Origin of the sequence: Brevibacillus sp. IT-7CA2 (genome assembly GCF_949767855.1) — a bacterium.
Lineage (GTDB): Bacteria > Bacillota > Bacilli > Brevibacillales > Brevibacillaceae > Brevibacillus.
Map to the genome: position 1 here is coordinate 413,814 of NZ_CATKQT010000051.1, position 21,048 is coordinate 434,861.

Below are 21,048 nucleotides of genomic sequence, written 5' to 3' on the forward strand. Positions count from 1 at the left end.
ATTATGGCAATATAAAGAAAAAGTATGGAGAGGGGAATGATTGATCATGGCACATTTGGAATCGTTGCTTCACGTACAAGTTCCCGTAAAAAATTTGGAAGAGGCCATTGTCTGGTACTGCAATCACCTTGGCTTTTCCTTACAGGCGCGGTATCGTACTTCCGCTTTTCTTGCCCTGTCTGCGGGGCCCACCTTGATGATCTGGGAAACGGATGAGCAGACGTCCACAACCTTTACCGTTGATCATCAACCCATGCCTGTCTTTTTGTACACCACTTCCGATGTGCATGCACTTCATGATTATTTGCAGGCCCATGAAGTCTCGATTACCCACTACCAAAACGATGGCTTCGGATGGGTGCTCAAGTTTTTTGACCCGAGCGGAAACATGTGGGGAGTCATTCAGAAGAACATATTCAAATCATAACTTGTGAGGATTTTTCACAGCTTTTCTTTTGATGTTGCCGCTGATCCCATAAATACTGGCCGCGTTGATAGAACGGAAGCGCGATAAAGGTCAACAGCATGAGGATGGCGAAGATGAGCGGCCCTTGTCCAAAACCGAGTACCTGGAGCAACACCCCGCCGATCCAGGCACAAACACTCTGTCCAAGGAAGGCAAAGCCGCTGGCGCCGTAATACGCTCCACGTAAATGCTGGGGAGCGATCTCCCCGATCAGGATATCTCCCACGACAAAACACAAGATTTCACCGATCGTAAATACCACCATCGACACGGAGAGCCAAAACAAATTCGTAAATAGCCCGAAACCGAATAGCCCCAGTCCAAACAATAGACAGCCCAGCTTCAACGCGGTCATCGATGAGTACCGCTTCATAAATTTGGCGAGCGGATATTGAAGTGCTAAAACCGAGATGGTATTCACTACAAATAAAAAGGAATACGCTTCTATTCGATCATGCCCAATGTACTGCGAGAGTGTGGTGTCCAGATGTGAGTAGGCACCAGCGACGAACAAATTCCCGAGCAACAAGTAAAGAAATACTTTGTCTGTAAAAACAATGCGTGCCATCTGATTCATGGTGACCGGTTCAGCAGTCACGTCCTTCTTCAGTTGTTCCTTGAATATGATCATAAATACCACCAGTATGGCTGCATACACTGCAAAAATGATGGCTGTGACGAAGAACGGCAACAAGGATGTACTTCCTGCACCTAGCTGCAAGCCGATTAACGGACCGATTGCTCCACCCAAGTTGATCGCGAAATACCTGGCATTGAAAACAGCTGCCCGCTGCTCATCCGACGTGACATCCGCCAGCAGGGCGCGGGCTGTCGGCTCAAATACGTTTCGAAAAAGGCCATTACAGGCACTTAAAACAAAGAACATCCACGTCTCCGTTGCAAATACGTATCCAATCAAGACAATGCTCCAAGCTCCCATCGCAGTAATCATCACAGGATATCTGCCCAATCGGTCTGATAGTGCTCCCCCAGCAAAGCTGCTAATCGTTCCGACCAGCAAGCTGAGTGCGAGGATCGAGCCAACGATCGCCGGATCAATTCCTTTTACCTTTCCTAAATAAATGCCCAAAAACGGAAGCGTCATAAAAAATCCTGTGCGTGACAAAAATGTTCCGATAAGGACACCCCATGCCACCGGATGAAATCTCATTCTCCCCATCTCTCTTTCCCATTCCCGTTTGTTATCTCTCGTGTTATCTTCAGTATATGGAACTAGAAAAAGGGGAAAAAGGGTTCGATTTGATTGAATCCGATCACCTTTTCGAGCATGCATTTTTATCTGAGAAATGGGGGCCAGGATGGTTACCGTTCTGCATTTTTTAGAGCTTCGTTCGTCTTTTCATCAAGAAGAAATCGGGAAACCGTTCCCTGTCACCATCGAAAAGCTGGCTGGGATTTGGCACTGTACGCCTCGCTACGCCAAGCTGATTGTCCGTAAACTAGTCGAGCTGGATTGGGTCGAATGGAAGGCGGGTCGCGGGCGAGGGAATGTCTCGGTCATGACGATTCATGCTGATTACGATGAAATCCTCTTCGCCGAGGTCAAGCTGCAAATAGACAAGGGCGACGTCAAAGAAGCGATGGAGCTCATGAATCGCTACGGCAAAGCAGCCGTCAAAGACCAAATCATGGATTGGCTCTCGGAAGAAATGGGCTTCTCCAGCCACTCGGTATCGAACCGGTCCCAAGATATCATCCGCTTTCCGGTGTACCGCACGATTGTGACGCTGGATCCTGGTCTGGTTTACTACCACTTCGATGCACATCTGGCAGGACAAATTTTCAATACGCTCGTCCATTATGATCCGAATAGTCGTTCGATTTTACCTTCCATCGCCCACTCGTGGGAAAGCAGTCCTGATGCCACAGCATGGACCTTTTATTTGAAAAAGAACGTGCTGTTTCACCATGGGCGGGAACTGACTGCTCATGATGTTGTTTTTTCCCTGAATCGGCTTCGCTTGCATCCAGACACGTATGAAGCAAGCTGGATGTTTCGTGACATAGATCAGCTCATCGCCATTGATGACAGAACCGTGCGCATCCTGCTAAAAGAATCAAATTACTTGTTGCTGCGGCTGTTGGCGACTATTCCTGCTAGCATTGTTCCCGAGGAAATCGTGCGCAATGATGAGGGTGGCTTCGGAGAAAAGCCAATTGGAACGGGGCCATTTCAACTGGTCCGTCTTGACGAGGGGATCTGTATTTTGGAGGCATTTCCTGCTCATTTTCTGGGGAGACCGCAGTTGGATCGTGTGGAAATCTTGATCTTCCCCGAGCTGGACATGGGCCGCCTAAAAGAACCAAATTGGGCGTCTGTGATGGTGTCGCACGGGGTCCAGACGAAAGCACAAGCATTGAAGGAAGCAGTCATTCAGGATGGTCAGGACTGGTGCGATACGGAGGCGTTTTTTTCCTGTTGTAATTTGCTTGTTTTTAACCAGTGGAAGAGCGGGCCGCACAATCATTTCAAGTTTCGTCAGGCGCTTGATAAACTGATTGATCGGGATCAAATGATTGCCGACTTGGGCGGTGATCGCATCTACCCGGCGAAAAGCTTCCGCACGTATCACCCTGTTTTAAGGGAGGTAAGAGCGAGAGAGAACGAGCAGCTCTGCCATACTGAAATCATGTCCCTGCTACAGGAAAGCGACTATCAGGGAGAAACATTACGTCTCGTGACCACAGCCTACCACGAAGAAGATGCGCTATGGATTCAACAACGATGCGCCGATTATGGCATTAATCTGGAAGTCGCCGTGAGAGAACCATGGGAATTTTCGAATCGCGATTGCTTGCCCGAACATGACTGCCAGCTGTACGGCAATGTGTTTAGCAGCGATCAAATTAGCGAGTTGGAGATGTATTTGCAAAGAAATTACTTTCTCCCCGCATTTGATGAATCATTGGCTTTGGCCATCAACAAGGAGATTTGCTTGACGTTTCAGGAACCAGACCGGCTTGCTCGGGAACACCATCTCGCCAGGATCGAAGCCATGATCAAGGAAAACTATGCTGTCTTGTATCTGGTTCAGAAAAAGACCTTTACCTCGTTCCATAAGTCTCTACGAGGCGTGTCGATCAATTCGTCGGGCTGGCTGGACTTTCATAAAATATGGTTTCAACCGGATGCGTTGCAGCAGCAGTTGTAACGAGAGGCGGAGCTGTCGTGGAGGAAGAAGTGCATTTCCAGTCAACGCTTCGGCCTCCGCCCCGACCACAACCGTCCGGGGACATCTTTATTCTTTCATGCTAAAAAAAGCAATCCAAGAGCGACCTTGGACTGCTTTTTTCTATTAAGAAACTATTTTGACTGGTGATAGACTTCTTTACCAGCAACGTACGTCATGGTCACGTCAAATTGTGAATTCAATACAGTAATATCTGCATCATACCCTGCCGCCAGACGTCCTTTACGCTCGCCAAAGCCAAGGATGCTTGCTGGTGTAAGAGAAGCCATTTCCACTGCATCTGGCAAAGAGACGCCGCTCAACGTCACCATATTCCCGACCGCTCGATTCAGCGTCAAAATGCTTCCGGCAAGCGTCCCATCAACGAGCTTCGCCTGATTGTCGTGGACGTGAACCTCTTGCCCACCAAGGTCGTACGTCCCTTCGCCCATCGCGGCCGCCCGCATGGAATCGCTGACGAGGGCGAGACGTTCTGCCGTTTTGACCCGATACAAAATCTTCATGACTGCTGGATGCACATGGATGCCATCTGCGATCAGCTCTGTGCTCAGCTGCTCATGATACATCGCGGCGCCCACTACGCCCGGCTCTCGATGATGCAGCCCTGTCATGGCATTGAAGCAATGTGTAAAATGGCGCACGCCCGCATCTACCGCTTCCGTCGCCTGGGCGAACGTAGCTCCTGTATGTCCAGCAGACACGATGACATCGCGTTCTTTTAACCAAGCAATCGCTTCAAGTGCTTCCGGTTGTTCAGGCGCAATCGTCACGACCTTGATCAGACCTTCTGAAAGCCCGTAAAGCTTTTGCACTGCATCGAGCTTGGGTATCGCAATGTTTTCTTCTTTTTGCGCTCCCTTGTAACGAGGATTGATCCACGGACCTTCCAGATGGATGCCGATCGCTTGTGCCCCCGGAAGCCCTTCCCTGCTGTTCTGCGCGATGTTTACCAGCACCTGCTCCAATTGATCATAAGGAGCCGTCATCGTCGTCGCCAAAAAAGACGTCACCCCATGCCGTGCAAGTGCAGCTGAGATGGCCTGAAGTGATTCCGGCGTCCCGTCCATCGTGTCGTATCCGTCAATCCCATGCATGTGCATATCGACGAATCCAGGGCAAATCCATCCATCCTCTACTGTCACCACATGATCTGGCAAAGCTTTCCCATACTCATCAGCCCTGCCAGCATAGGTGATCGTTCCATTTCCCACGACTACGAGACCATTATGCAATTCCTGTCCATCTGCGACAAGGTTCCCTTTGAGAGCGTATTCCTGGTTCAATTTGATTTCCTCCTTCTTTAGCGTGGCTTTCTTTGCGCGTTTATTCTACTGAGGTTGCCCCAGATTGCTGCAAATCCTCGTCGTCTCCGCTGCCAGCTTTTCAACGAGCTCACTCGCGCTAATTTCCTGGCTGAGTGGAGCTGCCTGTCCCGCCCACATCGACATGTACGCACTTTGTTGCTGTTTGCTCGCAGCGGCTCGAATGTCTTTGGTCAGGGCATTTTGTACCGGATAGGTCGGGAGCTCGGGATCAAGTGGGGCGAGCGTTGTCATAAACTCATTTTGAATGCCCCTTGCCCATTTTCCAGAGAAAGCACGTGTCATCACGATGGACTCTTCACGCGTTGCCAGAATGGCTTTCTTGTGCAGGGCATGTGCTCCGCTCTCCTTGCACGTCAGAAAAGCCGTTCCGAGCTGTGCCGCCTGTGCCCCGAGCGCGAGTGCTGCTGCGATCCCCCGCCCATCCATGATCCCTCCAGCCGCGATTACGGGAATCTTGACCCGATCCACGATTTGCGGGACGAGCGCCATTGTTCCAATCATATTGCTTGGCGAATCCGGCAAAAAGGAACCACGGTGCCCCCCTGCTTCGCTTCCTTGGGCGGCAATCATATCGACTCCGCTCACTTCCAATGCAATCGCTTCGCGAACGGTTGTCGCTGTTCCAATGACAGTGATTCCCCGCTGCTTCAACTCTGCCATCAAGCGATGATCCAGAACCCCAAAGGTAAAGCTGAAAACGGCGGGCACCTCCTCCAAGACGACAGCCATCTGCTCAGCAAACGGCTCTGTAAATTGCGTTACCTGCGGATTGTGCGGGATGCCCAATCGATCTCGCACATCATTCATTGCCTGGGCAACGCCTTCTGCGATCGGCTGATCGGCATCGAAATCTTCGGGAATAAACAGATTCACGCCAAACGGTTTGTCCGTTAGGACCCGAATGGACTTGATCGCCTCACGAATCTGCTCAGGAGACATATACGCCGCACCGAGCGTTCCGAGTCCCCCTGCTTCTGAGACAGCGGCTACCAGCGCAGGTGTGGTCGCTCCCCCTGCCATTGGCGCCTGAATAATCGGCCATTTCAAATGTAAACGGGAAGTGATAGGATTGCTTACCCACATGGTTTTTTCACTCCTCAACTAATAATTGTTCAAAAAGTTGGCTTTTCAGCACCGAGAGCTCCCATGACCCCCTTCGTGATCAAAAGACGACTTTTTGAACAACCGCTTTTATTGTTTACTCGGTGATTGGTCGTCGCTGCGAATCCATTCAAGAAACTGAGCCAACACCCGGGCGGTTAACCCCCAGATGACACGCCCGTCCACCTCGTAAAACAAATGCTCGACTGTCCCTTTTCGCCACGGATATCGCTTGCCACCCGGGATCAGATGATAAGGAAAATCCGCTTCGGGCTCGGTCATGACAGAGGAAAGATACTTCGCTGGCTGTGTTGCCAATAGACGATCGAGTGGAAGGATAAAGACCTCTCCGACCTCGTCTGGATTCGGCTTCATATCTGGAATTCCTTCCACGTATCCAATAAAGGGCGTAATGATAGAGGAGCCTGGCCCAATCACCTGATCGAGCTCGCCTACATAATGAATCTGCTCAAGTGGAATACCCAGCTCCTCGCTTGTTTCCCGAGCAGCCGTCGCCCAACGGGATTCGTCACTCTTCTCAGCTCGCCCTCCCGGAAAACAAACCTCATTCGCCTGTCGCCGCATAGTGCTGGCTCTTTTTTCAAATAAAATGCCTAGCTGGTTGTCAGCCATTTTGACGAGCGGGAGCAAGACACTGTATGCGCCGCTCGTCCCTCGTTCACGTTCTTGCAATCTCTTAGAAATCTCCTTGATGGCAGGAGCAAGAGAAGCCGCCCCTGAATCCTGTGGCAAGTACTGGGAGACCTCGATCAAATTATGGTCCGGATCACGTAAATACACCGAACGAATCGGCCCGATGGCGCCCGTTTTTTCAACAGGTCCTTCCACCAAATGGACGCCGCATGCATGAATATGCTGGATGACTTGCTCCAGTGGAAGCGATGTGACAAGACACAGATCAGCGGAGCCTGCGACTGGATGCATCGCTTTTGGCTCCCATTCTTGTCCAGATTGATGCAAATTGATTTTTTGCTGGCCGAAGTGCAGGGCCTTCCTGCCGTCGCCAAAGGTTACAGCCTTCATTCCCAGGACTTTTTCGTAAAAGTGACAGGTTGCTTCGATGTCTTTTACCGTCAAAACCAAGTGGTCTAATCGATCGATCATATGCCTTTACTCCTTCTCGTCCCGATACATGCTCATGCTGTTATTATAACAAACACAAGGCGGTTGCTTCTTCTCCCCATTGTCCTCCAACATTTCCCTCTTTTCAATTCCCAAATTGCCTGTTCCCCCACTTCACCCTATACAAAAACAAGCGCTTCCCTCGTACCTAGACGGGAAAACGCTCGCCAAATCCACAATTTGCGAAACTATGCTTTTGAACGTGCCAGCAAGTACAAGAAATACGGAGCACCGATAACGGCTACAACGATACCAGTCGGAATCTCTGACGGCTGCATGATCCAGCGTCCGATAGTATCAGCCACGGTGACCAATAGCGCGCCCGTCAGCGCTGATGTAGGCAAAAGCATCTCATGCTTTGGCCCCACTAGTCTGCGGGCCAAATGTGGACCGATCAACCCGACAAAACCGATGCCTCCACTCACTGCCACGCAGGAAGCGGCAAGCCCGACTGCAGCAGCCAGCAGCTTCAATTGCTCTTTGCCAACGGGTGCACCCAAGCCTTTTGCCAACTCTTCTCCCAAATTGAGCACGTTCATAACACGTGCTTTGTAAAAAACATAAGGGATTAAAATAGCGATCCAAGGCAGCAACGAAAGAACGAACTTCCAGTTGGTCCCCCAGATACTACCGGCGAGCCAAGTCGCCACAAACTGGTACTTGTCCGGACTCAGCTTCAGCGTCAAGACGATCATCGCAGCACTCATCCCAGCCGCCACTGCAATTCCCGTCAAAATAATACGGGTCGGAGACAATCCCTTGTGTCTTTTATAAGATAATGCGAAGATCAGCCCTGCTGTCACGCTGGCTCCAATCAAAGCCAACACTGGCAGTAAAAAAACAGGTGCCGCAGACGTTGATGGATAAAACGAAATGAACAGCATCACCATCAAGCCAGCACCAGCGTTGATCCCTAAAATACCAGGTTCGGCCAATGCATTGCGGGAAATCCCTTGAATAATACACCCGGATACGGCAAGCCCTGCCCCAATCAGGAGGGAAATAACAATCCGCGGTAAGCGGAATTCAAACAAGATCAAGTTTTGTTTGTCTGTTCCAGAACCGATCAGCGTCAGCAGCAGATCGCTTGGTGACAATCGTATGTAGCCTGTGTTCATACTGATGATAAACGCGATGAAAATGAGGATAGCGAGTATCGTCATAACCGCAAAGGCTTTATTTCTTTTGCGAGTTTGGTAATGGGAAACAATATGCTGCATGATTACATCTCCCTTCTTTCTTTACGCGCCAAGTAAAGGAAGAACGGTACACCGATTAGCGCAATAAGTGCCCCTAACGGCGTCTCATACGGTGGATTTACCATTCTTGCTGCCAAATCAGCGAAAACGACGAGCAAGCTGCCCAGAATGGCTGAGCAAGGAATGATCCATCGGTAATCGACCCCAACCAAAAAGCGGGTCAAATGCGGAACGATCAATCCAACAAAGCCTACTGCCCCAACAACGGCGACTGCTGATCCAGCCAAAATCAGAACGATGATCATGCCTGCCAGTTTCACTAACGCCGTGCGCTGCCCCAATCCTTTTGCAACATCTTCTCCAAGACTGAGCATCGTGATGGAACGTGACAACATCATGGCACCAATAAGCGCTGCGAGAATCCACGGGAACATGACTTCGAGCTGAAACCATTTGGTTCCCGCCACACCGCCTGCATACCAGAAGGCCAAATCTTGTCCAATTTTAAAGTAAAGAGCAATCCCTTCGCTTAACGCAGACAATAGTGCGGTCAATGCAGCACCCGCCAAAACGAGGCGCACCGGAGTCAAGCCGCCTTTTGCCAAGGAACCAATCCCGTAAACCATACCTGCCCCGACGCCAGCACCCAAAAAGCTGTAGAGAATCAGGTACATGAACGGCAGACCCGGGAAAAAAGCGAAGCAGAGAGCCAAAACAAATCCGGCACCTGCGTTCAGACCAAGCAATCCGGAATCCGCCAGCGGGTTGCGTGTCATCCCTTGCATGATGGCACCTGCAACAGCGAGGCTGGCTCCGACCATTGCACCGCCGAGCAGACGCGGCAAACGAATCTCCTGAATAATTTGGTGTTGTGTAATATCAGGATTAAATTGAAAAATAGCTTCCCATACGACAGCAAAGTGGATGTCGGCTGCTCCAAATGACACAGACAAAAACATCCCCAGTATTAATGCGAAAACTCCGCCAGTCAAAATTAGCGTCGCTGCCCAAGGGCGAGAGCGAAACGCAACCGGCTTTCCGTTATTCCCCTCTTTCAGAGAATGTGCGTGTTGACCCATACGTGCCACCTTTTTTTCGTTAGTTTGGAGCTGAGTTGTTGATATTGATTCTTATTATCATATAAGAATTTTAGGCGAAGCATGAAAACAGTGTCAATGGACAATTGCGAAGTTGTCTTTGTACATTTACGCTAATACTTTTAGGACATCGTCGACCTTTTTTCCGTTGGCGATCACACCGTGATTCATCCAGGTCATGAAATCCACCTGGTACGCCCGCTTGTTTTGGACAGCAGGAAGCGCTTGCCACACGGAGTGGTTGAGCTGTAGCTGTTCGGCATCTGGTTTTCCCTGATGCCATTTGTCAAAGGCGAAAAAAATGTGATCGGCATCCAGTGTTGACAACTCTTCCCACGATACCCCTTCTCTCACCTGCTTGGCAAATTGTTTTTTTACCAGCGTGGCTGGCTCCATTTCTAAATCTTGAAACAACACCTGCGATGTGTAGTTTTTCTCTATGAGGATTTGATCGGCCGAGATGCGCAAGAAGGCTACCTTCTGCCCTTTGAGACTGCGTCCCATTACATTTTTGGCAGCTCTTACTTTTTGTTCATACTGCTCGATTGACCGCTCTGCCAATTCACTTCTGCCCAACCGATCACCGAGGGTGCGCAATGTTTTTCGCCACTCAGGTCCGAACTGCCGAATCACGCATGTAAGGGCGATCCGGGCACATTTGGCATACACATCCGCCTTCCAGCCTGTACACTCTCGAAGCATAATGACATCTGGTGAACGACTGGACAAGAGCTGCACGTCATCTGTCAGCACATCGTACGCCGGTATATCATGTAGGCCCAAATAGTCCTGCTGCCCCCAATATGTATGCGCCCATTGAACGACGGGTCGAATGCCAAGGGCTAGCAAATAATCCTCCATATAAAGAGAGACGACTCGTAAATCATCCCGATGAATGTTGCGATATTTTCCTGGCGCGATGCCTACACTCTGCTTAAAACGACGATTGAAATAATACTCGCTGTTGAATCCGACATTTTGGGCAATCTCGTTGATCCGATCACCTGTCATGAGCAGTAGCTGCTTCGCCTGATTCATCCGCAGATGATGGATGTAATCAAGTGGTAGTTGTCCCGTCATTTCTTTAAAGAGCTTTGTATATCGCCAACGTGCAACATGCGCTTCCTCTGCCAACTGCTCTACAGTCAGCGGCTCCTGGTAATGCTCCTCTACATACGCAATCGAACGTTCAACTGCTCTCCTCGGGTCCAACCTTGTTTTGCCTGGCACATTTTGCTGGGCCAAAACGCATAGCAATTCCTCAAACCGCACGTGATTATAAAATCGTTGCAGCGCCTCCGTCGCATCGCGATGCTTGTAAATCTCCGCAATCGATTCAACGACACGTGAAAAAGGCGTGCAGGCCAACTCCCCCATACAGAAAAAATCCTCGGTAGCTTGTTCCTTCGTCGGATCTCCCGTGTGGACGACACGAAAAGTCAGATAATAATAGTCGAGAACGTGACTCGTGCAACTGATCCGAACGTTCTGACGCGGTGCTGCAATCCAACAACGCTCCCGCGTGAACCGATATGTCGATGATTCGATTTCAATGAGCCCTTCTCCGTCTGATGCTACAATCATCGTGTAGTCTTCCGGCTCTTGATAGTCCTGCCATCTTTCCACATTTACTTTTTGAATGGCTGTCATTGCGAAAAATGATGGTGGAGATAGCTTGGCCCCGGATGCTTCGTTATTCATCTCCCTCACCCTTCTCGTGAGAATGATTATCATTTAATATTATAATGAGTAAACACCCCGACGACAAGCTCCACAAATAAAAAAGAAAGCGCATCAACAGAAATGACGCGCTTTCTCAACTGAATTCGATTACTTTACAAACGCTTTGACCAAGTCGTCTGCCTTCTTCATATTGGCCAGCATGGCACCGGATTGCCAATGTGTCCGCTCCATTGGGTAGACATGACCTTTTTTCACAGCAGGAACAGATTTCCAGATTGGGCTCTCCAAAATCTTGAGCGCATCCTTGTTTTCTTCGGAAGTCCACGTGCCGTTCGACGGGAACACAATGATATGGTCTGCATCTATAGCCGGGATGGCTTCTTCTGATAATACCACGTGCGTTTCTTGATTTTTGGCAGCTGAATACGGCGTAAGTCCCAACTCCTTATAGAGCATGCCTGTGTAAACATTGCCATCTCCGAAGAGGGCCAAATTCGGCTTATTTCCCACGTTCAAACGAATGACGGCCACCGTTTCATTGCCAATCGCCTTTTCAAGCTTTCCCTTGGTATCCGCAATTTTCTCATTATACTTTTGGATCGCTTCGTCTGCTTTTTCTGGAACGCCTAGCACCTCGGCGATTTTCTTGAGTCTTCCAATTGTATCGTTACGGAGTTCATCCGGCAGCTTGTACGTAGGTGCTACTTTGCTGAATTCCTCGTATTTCTTGGGATCAGCGTAGGCATCCACAATGATGATATCCGGATTGGCTGCAAGTAACGCTTCAATACTTCCCGTAATATCAAAAAGCGGAACGTCTAGACCGAGGTAATCCTGTTTGCCCCACGCCGGGTGATACCACTGGACAACCGGGGTTACACCCAGTGCTGTCAAGAAGTCCTCCTGATAAATCGCCGCTACCCGTTCTGGTTTTACCGGAATTTCTACATCGCCATAGGCGTCTTTAACCACTTTGGTTTTCGCAGCGGTGTTCTCTTCCGATGCTGGTTGCTCTGTCGATGCTTTCTGCTCAGTGGATGTTGGCTCCGCTGCTTTTTCTGCACACGCAGTTAACACGAGCATCATGATCAATAATAATGCCATCCATGCCAGTCCTGCATTTCGAACCGTTCTTACCATCTTTCTACCCTCTCTCGCATCTGTTGATGATTATCCAATTGATTTTCATTCTCACTGTTTGCATCCTGATCATATGTGTTTCCTCGCCATCTGACAATGCATTTTCTCCATTATTTTTTGTCCAAACTCCACAACTGTCCGTGTGAAATCCTTCCCTTTGTACAAAATCAATGATGGCTTTCTGACGTTTGTCCATTGAGCTGCTAAGCTATATATGATAATGATTATCATTGAAAGCAAGCAGATTCAAACGACTACTGGAGGAAAATAGAAATGAAACACATGCGCAACATAAGCGGAACACTAGGAATCTTCATACTGACTGGCAGCTTGCTCATCGGATGCAGTCCATCCGCTTCGCAAGCTACTACCGCTTCCACGCTTGGACAAGAAGCAACGAGCACAACAAGCAGCGCTGCTAGTCAGAAAAGCCAGACGCGTCCATATACTGACTATCTCGGGCATGCAGGCAACATCCCGGTCTCCCCTGCACGAATCATCTATTCCGGTGAGACCTTTGGCGATATGCTCGCGTTGGGCGTTATGCCTATTGGGGGATTCGGGTACGCCAACCAAATCTTTGAAGACCAACTGCACGATGTCGAGAATGTCGGTTTTCCCATTAATCTCGAAAAGGTCCTGGAATTACAACCCGACCTGATCATCCATGCAAATACCGAAGAAAAAGAATATGAGCAGCTAGCCAAAATCGCCCCTACCGTCATTTTCGATACATTCGCGCCGTTGGAAGAGCGGATGACCCAGCTCGGTGATATGATTGGAAAACCCGAAGCAGCCACCAAATGGCTTGCCGATTACAAGCGTAAATCGGAAGAGATGTGGAAGAAGCTGAAGGAGTCTGGCATCATGAAAGAAGGAGAAACCGTCTCTGTCTTTACCTATTATCCGGGTGATCGGTTGTTTGTCATGGCAAGAACAGGCCTTTCCCAAGTCCTCTACGATACAAACGGATTCAAGCCCACTGCGCCCATTCAGGAAATACTCGATGCACAAAAAGGATTTGAGCTCATTTCCGTGGAACGTTTGCCCGAAATAGCGGGAGATCGTATCTTTATTCTGAATACGCCGAGCGAGGAAGCTGAGAAATCAACGCAGGAGCTGCTACAATCACGCATCTGGAAAGACCTCCCTGCTGTTAAAAACGGATATGTCTACTTTATCGACATCGAAAAATCTAGCAGTGATGCGACAACAAGAGAATGGCTCCTGCAAAAGATTCCTGAAATCCTGGCGAAGTAATGAACTAGGAGAAGCTTTTCAACAATGATTGAAAAGCTTCTTTCTTTTGTATACGATTGATAGAATGAAATGATAATGATTCTCATAAAAAGGAGGGCACAACCGATGCTTCACTCTATACCACCTCATTCCCCGCTCGGTTCCCTTCATTTTCAGTTGTGTAAAGTAGAGCGGACGGCTAGTCCTTCACCCACTCCCTTCCATACCCTGCTCTTCTTCACAAAAGGTTACGGCAGCCTCCGTATTCACGACCAAACGATTTCACCTTTGGCAGGAAAGTGTTTTTTGCTTTCACCGTCTACTCCTTTTTCTATCGAATCCTTGTACGACAGCGCGATTGATTGCTACCAAATCTCGTTTACCGTCATTCAGTTCGATGCAGAGAATAGACCACTACCGTACCCACACGCACTGCTTGATGGCCGTATCGCGCTGTACGCTCACCCCTCTACCCGGCTCTTGCGCTTATGTGACGCTTTGCTCTTGGGCCGTTCAACTTCTTCTGAAATGGACAGCTTTTGGCAGCAATTGCGGTTCCAGAAGCTGCTCGGATTTTTGCTGGAGCAAAATCTCTCTCCTGACCATATCCCTTGCAAGAGCAAAGAGGTCGAGAACAGCATTGATTATATCCAACAAAATTATCAAGAGAACATGACGGTCAAGCAGATGGCACAACTGGCCAATGTGCCATCGTGGCAGTACACGCTGCTCTTTCGCCAATTGACGGGTAAAAAGCCTTTGGAGTATTTGACAGCACTGCGTATTCATCATGCGAAAAAGCTCCTGAAAAGCTCGAACGATTCATTGCGGGACATCGCCTCGCAGGTCGGCTTCACGGATGAGTATTATTTCAATCGTCGCTTTCGAAAGACGACCGGTTACACGCCAAGGCAATATTCCAGGCTGACTCACCGCATGGAGCTCGTGCAGGACTGGACAGGGCATGAGGTAGAGATCCCCCTTCAGCCACAACGCATCATTTATATTGGGGAGACGTTTAATGATTTGCTCGCGCTCCATGTTGAAAATATCGTCGGCGGGAATTTTACCTGGATGGAACGAACGATCTATCGAGACAGGGTAAGACACATGCAGGACATCGCTTTTCCCGTTGACTATGATCATTTGACGACATTGAAGCCAGATTTGATCATTTTCGCAAACGCAGAAGAAGACAAATACAAGCAGATGAGCCGGATTGCCCCAACACTCACGTTTAATTCATTTGCTTCGCTGGAGGAACGGTTGCATACACTCGGAGATTGGCTGGGGAAAAAGAACGAGGCGCGAGAATGGCTCAGGAAATACCACACGAATGCTACCACTATGTGGAAACAGCTCTGTTCCGAGCTTGTGCCAGGTGAGACTGCATCCGTCTTTATTTATGAGCATGGCGGGCGACTGTTTGTAATGGGCACTTCAGGACTTTCCTCCGCCCTCTACCATCCAAACGGTTTTTCCCCTGTGGATAAAATTCAAGAAGTACTGAAAGCTGGCTACGGCTTTATCGAAATTCAAGAGAAGGACATCCCCCTGTACGCAGGCGATCGGATCTTTATGCTGCTGTCCGAAGACCCCGAATCGCGTCAGGCTACCGCCACATTCATACAAAGTGACAGGTGGCACAGTCTGCCTGCCGTTCAGAACGGCTATGTCTATTTTGTAGAAGCGCAAAAATGGAATTATGGCGCTGCCCTTACCAGAGAGGGATTGCTGCATATGCTGCCACTTTTGCTGCGCCATTCTTCCTAAAGCAAACAGGCCAGCTTCCCTGTCGTGGGGAATCGCTGGCCTGCTTACTACTACTCCTCTGCTACCATCCATGCTACATTTTTTTCTTGGAGTCCTTTATTCCATTCTGCTGGTGCTGCCGTATCGCTGATCACGATGTCGACCTCTCCCAAGTCTGCGATCTTGCACAATGTACTGACCCCAATCTTGGAGTGGTCCGCTAACACAATACTTTCATTGGCATTTTCGATGAAACAACGGGCGAGTTCCGTTCGATCCGGCTCGTAGCAGGTCAAGCCTTTATGGAGCAAGATCCCGTCAGCCGCGATAAACGCCTTGTCCACATAAAATTGCTTCATCATCTTCTCTGCATAGGTCCCGCTTACCCGATGATGCTTGGCGCTCACCTTTCCACCCAGGAAGTAGATGTCTGCCGCAATCATTCCATTGTTTTGGTACTCGATTAATCGATTCAGCGCCGTGATCGAGCTAGTGAGGATCGTCAAATCTTTTTTCGTCACGAGAAAGCTGATCATTTTCAAAGGCGTTGTCCCTTCATCGATGACAATAGTATCGCTGTCTTGCACCAAGTCTGCTGCCAACCGTCCAATCCGTTTCTTTTCTTCCGCTCGCAAGACTTCACGGGCAAAATGAGAAGGCTCAGAGCGCTCCACTGTCAGCTTTACTGCTCCGCCATAAACCCGCTTCAGCTTTTTCTCCGCTTCCAGCTCTTCCAAATACCTGCGGATCGACTCAGACGAGACTTGCAGCTTTTCGACCAGTTCATTGGTCCGCACCTTGCCATTGGAATTGATCAACTGCAAAATGATTTGCTTACGCTCTTCCCCGAACAACGACACGCCGAATGTCCCCCTATATTGTACTTTACGTCATTTCGAGCTTCTCTCCATGGATGTAAATCTGACGTTTTGCCAGCTCGTGAAAAATCACAGCCGGATCAAATGCTTCTTCTGGTGTTATGACGCCAATAGCTTTTACGTTTCCTTTTGCGATCTGCTCAGTCGCAATCGCCAGCGGGATTCCTACGTTGCGGGTATAGGCGCGCAGCCCAGCCCAGTCAGCTACAGAGCCGTCAGATGCCGGATGTGTATGGTACAGGACGTATCCTACTTTGCGACCGTTCTTGGTACCTGTTACCTCGACATGAAGAGAATACCCGTATAATTCCGTCTCTTTTCCCTCCCTAGAATTGTAGAGGTATTGGGAGATACAATCAAGGATTCCCACCTTCGTTTCCCCTACCGTGATGGGATCGTTCCGTAAAAAGCCATAATCATAGAGGGCTTTGACCAGCTCCATGTTTTGCTTCGGCCATGTTCCCCGGACCTCGATCAGCTTTACCCCTTTTGGAGACAAAGCCTGTGCGAGCGTTTTTGTCTCTGCATGAGGAATGATGTACTGAATTGTTTTTCCATACGGATCGGGAAGCTTTATTTCGCGTGGGCGAGCAAATGGCGGGACTTGAATGAATGCGCCATTTTCATAGACGACGCGCCCTGGCAGGTCTGGATCATACTCGTAGGTCGTCGTCTCTGTGATCGATTTGGAAAAGGCAATCGGGCGAAAGGAACCGTGACTGACGCGGACTTCGTCGACTTCATCGAGCTGGTTTGCTGCATGCATCGCCATCATTTGGGTCAGTCCAGGTGTCATGCCAAAGCCTGGCAGACAAGTCTTCCCATGGTCGCGGAAGATCGCATCTGATGCGTTTTCTTCCCCAAAACCGTTCAAATTGATGCCATGGCAGCCAGCCTCTGCAATCGCAGCAGTAGACAGGCCGTTCAGTGTGATCGTGGTTCCGTCCATAACGATGTCGTAACCGCGCATTTTTTGGACCGTATCCGCATGATCGCGTACATTTACCGGAACAAAATCTACGCGAGGATCGTTCAGCCACTCGACCACCTTGCGACCTTCCTCTTCATTAAAATCGCCGATCGTGATCTGCTCAAAATCTGAATGCATCACGAGATCAAGCACTGCTTCTCGACAAATATTTCCCGCTCCACCCAAGCAAAACACTTTCATCACGATAGCCTCCTATTCTTTACTCTATCCAGAAACGATTGTTTTCCATTGCCGTGATTAATCTCTCGATATCCTCTGGGTAAACCTCTCCGATATTGCCAATCCGAAACGTGTCCGCTTGCGAGATTTTGCCCGGATAGATGACGAAGCCTGCCTGCTTTAGCCGCTCATACAGCTCTGCAAAGGTGAATGCTTCGCTTTCGGGATAATAAAAGGACGTGATGAAGGGCGATTGCGATTCTTTTGGCAACAGGATGCGAAAACCGATGCGCTCCATGCCTTCTGCCAGTAGCTGCTGATTTCGCTGGTAACGCTCGTACCGTTTTTCAACTCCCCCTTCTGCCTCAAGCTCTATCAATGCTTGATAAAAAGCTCGCACGACATGAGTCGGAGAAGTATAGCGCCACTTTCCGTTTTGCTCTTCCATCGTCTTCCACTGGCTGTGCAAATCGAGGGACAACGTACGGGCAATCCCTTTGCATTTGATGAGCGCAGACGTTTTGGCAATGACAAAGCCGAAGCCAGGCACACCTTGGATGCATTTGTTTGCGCTTGAGATCAGGAAGTCGATCGAGAGCTCTGCTGCATCCATCGGAATGCCACCGAAGCTGCTCATCGCATCTACGATATAGACTTTTCCGTACTTCTTGGCGACTTCACCGATTTCTTTGATGGGATTGAGCATGCCGGTAGTCGTTTCTGAATGCACGACAGCCACATGCGTGATCGTTGCATCCGCCGCTAGTTTCTGCTCCACTGCCTCTACATCGGCCTTTGTTACTTCTCCAAAATCAATTACCTCCGTCGCGATTCCATGGACTTGTGCCATTTCCACGATCCGATCCCCGTATGCGCCATTCGTCAGAACGAGCAGCTTGCCGTCTGCAGGAATCGCACTGCTCACCACCGCTTCGACACAAAAAGTCCCGCTGCCTTGCACCAAAACGCTCGTATACTCCTCTACCTGCGAGGTTGCCAATCGGACGAGCTTTTGGCGGATTACCTGTACCAGTTCATTGTAATCACGATCCCAGGTGCACCAGTCCCGCAGCATTGCCTCGCGTACGGTTGATGAAGTGGTCAATGGTCCGGGGGTGAGCAACAAGTACGAATTGTCGGTTGGTCGTGTCTGATTCATGGTCTCTCTCCTCCTGCATGACGCATCTCGATGTTTTGTAGCACTTCATCCAAGCATCCGATCTCCTCGACTACGTAGTGAGCACCCGCGGCCATCAGTCGTTCTGTTGCGATAGCCAGCCTTTTATCCAGCTCTTCCTGTGGCATGCTCGTCACTTCCTCCAAGGACAAGCCAAGCTCGCTTCCCCCCTTCAGGACACCAACGGTCCACATCCCGGCGTTTCTTCCTTCTTTCATATCGCTCGTCGTATCACCGACTTTGACCATCTCGTTCATTGGATATACATCCAGCAGGATCGCATTTTGATAGCACATCCATGGATACGGACGTCCAGCAGGCACTTCACTCGGGGTGACCAATGAATCTGGCTCGTAGCCCTGTTGTTTAGCTGAGGCCGCTACGACGTTCATCATTTCTCTCGTGTAGCCTGTGGTCGAGCCGATTTTGATTCCTTGCTCGCGCAGTCGTCCTACCAATTCAATTGCTCCCGGAACAGGAGTGGCGTACTCGTGCAGCGTCGCCATCAGCATCGGTTCGAAGTCAGCGTACAATTCGTCCACATCCGCTTCATTCGGAAGTCGACCGTAACGCTCTTGCCATAGCGCTGCTACCCGCTCCATTTTGCAAAGTGCCTGGATATGATCGCGCTTGAGCATCCCCATCGGTTCGCGTGCTTCTGCTGCTGTCAGCTCAATCCCCCGGTTTTTGAACACCTGTAAAAAGACAGCTAAAGGAGCGAAACATCCGTAATCTACCATCGTTCCTGCCCAATCAAATACTACTGCTTTCATGATTTATGCCACCTGACCTTTCTCATGGTAGGACCCTGTTGTCCTCTTGCGAAGTTTGGATGCGATCCATTCTGCGCCAGCACGTGCGATGATGTTGAGGAAGACGATCAATACCGACATCGCTGCTGCCGGAGCCACATCCCCTGCGTCATCCATGTTGACGATGGAGACAGATGCCAACTTGAAATCCGCTGCGTACAGAAAAACAACCGCCGAGATCGTCACCATCGAGTTGATGAAAAAGTACACCACCATCTCGACAATCGCCGGCATACAGACGGGAATCGTGACGCGCCACAATAGCTTTGTCTGCGAGATCCCCATGGACTCTGCCGCTTGCTCGAATTCGGGATCGAGCTTTTTCAACGCGCTTGTTGCTGTAATGAAGCCAACTGCGAAAAAATGAATGACGTTCGCCAAAATCAAAATCCAGATCGTTCCGTACATGCTGTGAAATGGATTCGACGGATTATTGAAGAAGAAAATGTACGCTAGCCCAATGACCATCCCTGGCAATGCCAGCGGGAGAATCGACAGGAAGTATCCAGCTTGGCGAAGCCCCTTCCACACTTGGGATTTTTCAATTGTGTAGGCGGTAATAAACGTGACCGCCGTCCCGATCACTGCCGTCAGCAAAGCAACGAGAATGCTGTTCCACAGTGGCTCGATCCCTTCTCCGGCTACGTTGGAAAAGTCGTAATGATCCAGGCCGAAAGTCAGATTGTACGGCCATACTTTGATGAAAGAAGCCAGTACCACCGCAGCCATGAGAAGCAGCAAAAATCCGCTGACGCTCACACAAAGAATGAAATAAAACAAGTCGCGCAAACGATTTTCCTTGGTTCTATACGGTTTAGACTTGGCTGTTACAGCCGCGTGTTGCTTCCGCTCAACAATCCGGTCCACGACAAACGCCACGAGAGCGGGAATGATCAAAAGCAGCCCAACCGTTGCTCCCATCGTCATATTTTGCTGACCGATGACCTGCTTGTAGACGTCTGTCGCCAGTACGGAAAACTGTCCGCCGACAACCTTTGGTGCTCCGAAGTCAGTAAACGAGAGAGTAAAACAGACAAAGCAGGCGCTGACGATACCGTATTTCACACTGGGAATCGTCACTACAAAAAACTTGCGCCAATGGTTCGCACCGAGCGTATCCGCCGCTTCGTACAGCTGATAGTCGGCAAAAGCAAGGGAAACAGCGAGAATCAAATACGCTTGCGGGAAAACATAGACGATCTCCGCCAAAATAATCCCCACTGGGCCGTACAAGTCGATGTCCCATTGAAACGGGAGCAACCCGAAGATCCCCGTCGTCACCAGCCCTTGATTCCCAAAGAGGTAGGTCAGGGCAATTCCGTGCATCATTGTGGGCGCAAACAGCGGCAGCAGCGCGATCGCCCGAAAGACTTGTTTTCCGCGAATTCCGCTGCGCGTCAAGGCATACGCAAACAGAAAAGCGAGTGTGACTGCGATCAGCGTCGTCATCGCAGAAATGTACAAGGTGTTATTCAGTGACCCTGCCAGTGCTGGGGTGGAGAAGTACGTAACGAAATTGTCCAGGCCGATGAACTGACCGCTCTTGTTATAGAATGCCTTGGAAAACAGCTGGCCAAGTGGCAACAGAACACTCGCTGACAATCCAAGAACGACGAGAGCGATGAGCCACTTTTGCATGGCTTTTCCATCGAAGATCGATGTCATTTCCTTCAT

General features: G+C 49.7%; 17 protein-coding genes. 4 read left to right on the plus strand and 13 right to left on the minus strand.

What is annotated here, in order from left to right:
• The first annotated feature begins 46 nt into the window (after nt 1-46).
• Complete coding sequence (locus ACM6JA_RS25405) at nt 47-427, plus strand: VOC family protein (RefSeq protein WP_414854619.1); 381 nt, start codon at nt 47-49, stop codon at nt 425-427.
• On the opposite strand, the gene ACM6JA_RS25410 is transcribed toward ACM6JA_RS25405, so the two are convergent.
• Nucleotides 417-1,637 (minus strand): MDR family MFS transporter, encoded by a 1,221-nt coding sequence (locus ACM6JA_RS25410; protein ID WP_414854659.1) that lies wholly within the window; start codon nt 1,635-1,637, stop codon nt 417-419. The genes ACM6JA_RS25405 and ACM6JA_RS25410 overlap by 11 nt on opposite strands.
• Nucleotides 1,638-1,785: 148 nt before the next feature.
• Here ACM6JA_RS25410 and ACM6JA_RS25415 point away from each other — a divergent pair, with 148 nt between their 5' ends.
• The gene (locus tag ACM6JA_RS25415; protein WP_414854620.1) at nt 1,786-3,639 is read left to right on the plus strand and encodes an ABC transporter substrate-binding protein; all 1,854 of its coding nucleotides are present in this window, start codon (nt 1,786-1,788) and stop codon (nt 3,637-3,639) included.
• Nucleotides 3,640-3,791: 152 nt separating this feature from the next.
• Here ACM6JA_RS25415 and nagA read toward each other — a convergent pair whose 3' ends face one another.
• The 7 genes from nagA to ACM6JA_RS25450 all read right to left on the minus strand — a co-directional run bounded on the left by nagA (nt 3,792) and on the right by ACM6JA_RS25450 (nt 12,366).
• Nucleotides 3,792-4,961 (minus strand): N-acetylglucosamine-6-phosphate deacetylase, encoded by a 1,170-nt coding sequence (gene nagA, locus ACM6JA_RS25420; RefSeq protein ID WP_414854621.1) that lies wholly within the window; start codon nt 4,959-4,961, stop codon nt 3,792-3,794.
• 45 nt (nt 4,962-5,006) lie between these two features.
• Nucleotides 5,007-6,086, minus strand: coding sequence for an NAD(P)H-dependent flavin oxidoreductase (locus ACM6JA_RS25425; protein ID WP_414854622.1), 1,080 nt, complete (start codon nt 6,084-6,086; stop codon nt 5,007-5,009).
• Between the two features lie 108 nt (nt 6,087-6,194).
• Complete coding sequence (locus tag ACM6JA_RS25430; protein WP_414854623.1) at nt 6,195-7,229, minus strand: NUDIX domain-containing protein; 1,035 nt, start codon at nt 7,227-7,229, stop codon at nt 6,195-6,197.
• Between the two features lie 206 nt (nt 7,230-7,435).
• The gene (locus ACM6JA_RS25435; protein ID WP_414854624.1) at nt 7,436-8,467 is read right to left on the minus strand and encodes a FecCD family ABC transporter permease; all 1,032 of its coding nucleotides are present in this window, start codon (nt 8,465-8,467) and stop codon (nt 7,436-7,438) included.
• Nucleotides 8,468-8,469: 2 nt separating this feature from the next.
• Nucleotides 8,470-9,525, minus strand: coding sequence for a FecCD family ABC transporter permease (locus tag ACM6JA_RS25440; protein ID WP_414854625.1), 1,056 nt, complete (start codon nt 9,523-9,525; stop codon nt 8,470-8,472).
• Nucleotides 9,526-9,651: 126 nt separating this feature from the next.
• Nucleotides 9,652-11,244, minus strand: coding sequence for a helix-turn-helix domain-containing protein (locus ACM6JA_RS25445; RefSeq protein ID WP_414854626.1), 1,593 nt, complete (start codon nt 11,242-11,244; stop codon nt 9,652-9,654).
• Between the two features lie 129 nt (nt 11,245-11,373).
• On the minus strand, nt 11,374-12,366 hold the full coding sequence (locus ACM6JA_RS25450) for an ABC transporter substrate-binding protein (RefSeq protein ID WP_414854627.1): 993 nt from the start codon (nt 12,364-12,366) through the stop codon (nt 11,374-11,376).
• A gap of 273 nt (nt 12,367-12,639) precedes the next feature.
• Here ACM6JA_RS25450 and ACM6JA_RS25455 point away from each other — a divergent pair, with 273 nt between their 5' ends.
• Both ACM6JA_RS25455 and ACM6JA_RS25460 read left to right on the plus strand, forming a co-directional pair.
• Nucleotides 12,640-13,626: an ABC transporter substrate-binding protein gene (locus ACM6JA_RS25455; protein WP_414854628.1), complete on the plus strand. Its 987-nt coding sequence runs from the start codon at nt 12,640-12,642 to the stop codon at nt 13,624-13,626.
• A 105-nt stretch (nt 13,627-13,731) separates the two neighbouring features.
• Complete coding sequence (locus ACM6JA_RS25460) at nt 13,732-15,378, plus strand: helix-turn-helix domain-containing protein (RefSeq protein ID WP_414854629.1); 1,647 nt, start codon at nt 13,732-13,734, stop codon at nt 15,376-15,378.
• Between the two features lie 50 nt (nt 15,379-15,428).
• On the opposite strand, the gene ACM6JA_RS25465 is transcribed toward ACM6JA_RS25460, so the two are convergent.
• From ACM6JA_RS25465 to ACM6JA_RS25485, 5 genes are read right to left on the minus strand one after another with little or no spacing between them, the layout of a single operon-like run.
• Entirely contained in the window at nt 15,429-16,217 is a 789-nt protein-coding gene (locus ACM6JA_RS25465) for a DeoR/GlpR family DNA-binding transcription regulator (RefSeq protein ID WP_414854630.1), read from the minus strand.
• A 25-nt stretch (nt 16,218-16,242) separates the two neighbouring features.
• Nucleotides 16,243-17,406 (minus strand): saccharopine dehydrogenase family protein, encoded by a 1,164-nt coding sequence (locus ACM6JA_RS25470; RefSeq protein ID WP_414854660.1) that lies wholly within the window; start codon nt 17,404-17,406, stop codon nt 16,243-16,245.
• 19 nt (nt 17,407-17,425) lie between these two features.
• The gene (phnW, locus tag ACM6JA_RS25475; protein WP_414854631.1) at nt 17,426-18,544 is read right to left on the minus strand and encodes a 2-aminoethylphosphonate--pyruvate transaminase; all 1,119 of its coding nucleotides are present in this window, start codon (nt 18,542-18,544) and stop codon (nt 17,426-17,428) included.
• The gene (phnX, locus tag ACM6JA_RS25480; protein WP_414854632.1) at nt 18,541-19,335 is read right to left on the minus strand and encodes a phosphonoacetaldehyde hydrolase; all 795 of its coding nucleotides are present in this window, start codon (nt 19,333-19,335) and stop codon (nt 18,541-18,543) included. Before phnX ends, phnW begins: the two co-directional genes overlap by 4 nt.
• A gap of 3 nt (nt 19,336-19,338) precedes the next feature.
• Nucleotides 19,339-21,048 carry a putative 2-aminoethylphosphonate ABC transporter permease subunit gene (locus ACM6JA_RS25485; protein ID WP_414854633.1) on the minus strand — a complete coding sequence of 570 codons (1,710 nt, stop codon included), beginning with the start codon at nt 21,046-21,048 and terminating at the stop codon, nt 19,339-19,341.

Coding starts and splice junctions, on each gene's coding strand:
- ACM6JA_RS25405 (WP_414854619.1), top strand. CDS start 47: ATGGCACATTTGGAATCGTTGCTTCACGTACAAGTTCCCGTAAAAAAT.
- ACM6JA_RS25410 (WP_414854659.1), bottom strand. CDS start 1,637: ATGAGATTTCATCCGGTGGCATGGGGTGTCCTTATCGGAACATTTTTG.
- ACM6JA_RS25415 (WP_414854620.1), top strand. CDS start 1,786: ATGGTTACCGTTCTGCATTTTTTAGAGCTTCGTTCGTCTTTTCATCAA.
- ACM6JA_RS25425 (WP_414854622.1), bottom strand. CDS start 6,086: ATGTGGGTAAGCAATCCTATCACTTCCCGTTTACATTTGAAATGGCCG.
- ACM6JA_RS25430 (WP_414854623.1), bottom strand. CDS start 7,229: ATGATCGATCGATTAGACCACTTGGTTTTGACGGTAAAAGACATCGAA.
- ACM6JA_RS25435 (WP_414854624.1), bottom strand. CDS start 8,467: ATGCAGCATATTGTTTCCCATTACCAAACTCGCAAAAGAAATAAAGCC.
- ACM6JA_RS25440 (WP_414854625.1), bottom strand. CDS start 9,525: ATGGGTCAACACGCACATTCTCTGAAAGAGGGGAATAACGGAAAGCCG.
- ACM6JA_RS25445 (WP_414854626.1), bottom strand. CDS start 11,244: ATGAATAACGAAGCATCCGGGGCCAAGCTATCTCCACCATCATTTTTC.
- ACM6JA_RS25450 (WP_414854627.1), bottom strand. CDS start 12,366: ATGGTAAGAACGGTTCGAAATGCAGGACTGGCATGGATGGCATTATTA.
- ACM6JA_RS25455 (WP_414854628.1), top strand. CDS start 12,640: ATGAAACACATGCGCAACATAAGCGGAACACTAGGAATCTTCATACTG.
- ACM6JA_RS25460 (WP_414854629.1), top strand. CDS start 13,732: ATGCTTCACTCTATACCACCTCATTCCCCGCTCGGTTCCCTTCATTTT.
- ACM6JA_RS25470 (WP_414854660.1), bottom strand. CDS start 17,406: ATGAAAGTGTTTTGCTTGGGTGGAGCGGGAAATATTTGTCGAGAAGCA.
- phnW (WP_414854631.1), bottom strand. CDS start 18,544: ATGAATCAGACACGACCAACCGACAATTCGTACTTGTTGCTCACCCCC.
- phnX (WP_414854632.1), bottom strand. CDS start 19,335: ATGAAAGCAGTAGTATTTGATTGGGCAGGAACGATGGTAGATTACGGA.
- ACM6JA_RS25485 (WP_414854633.1), bottom strand. CDS start 21,048: ATGAAGGAAATGACATCGATCTTCGATGGAAAAGCCATGCAAAAGTGG.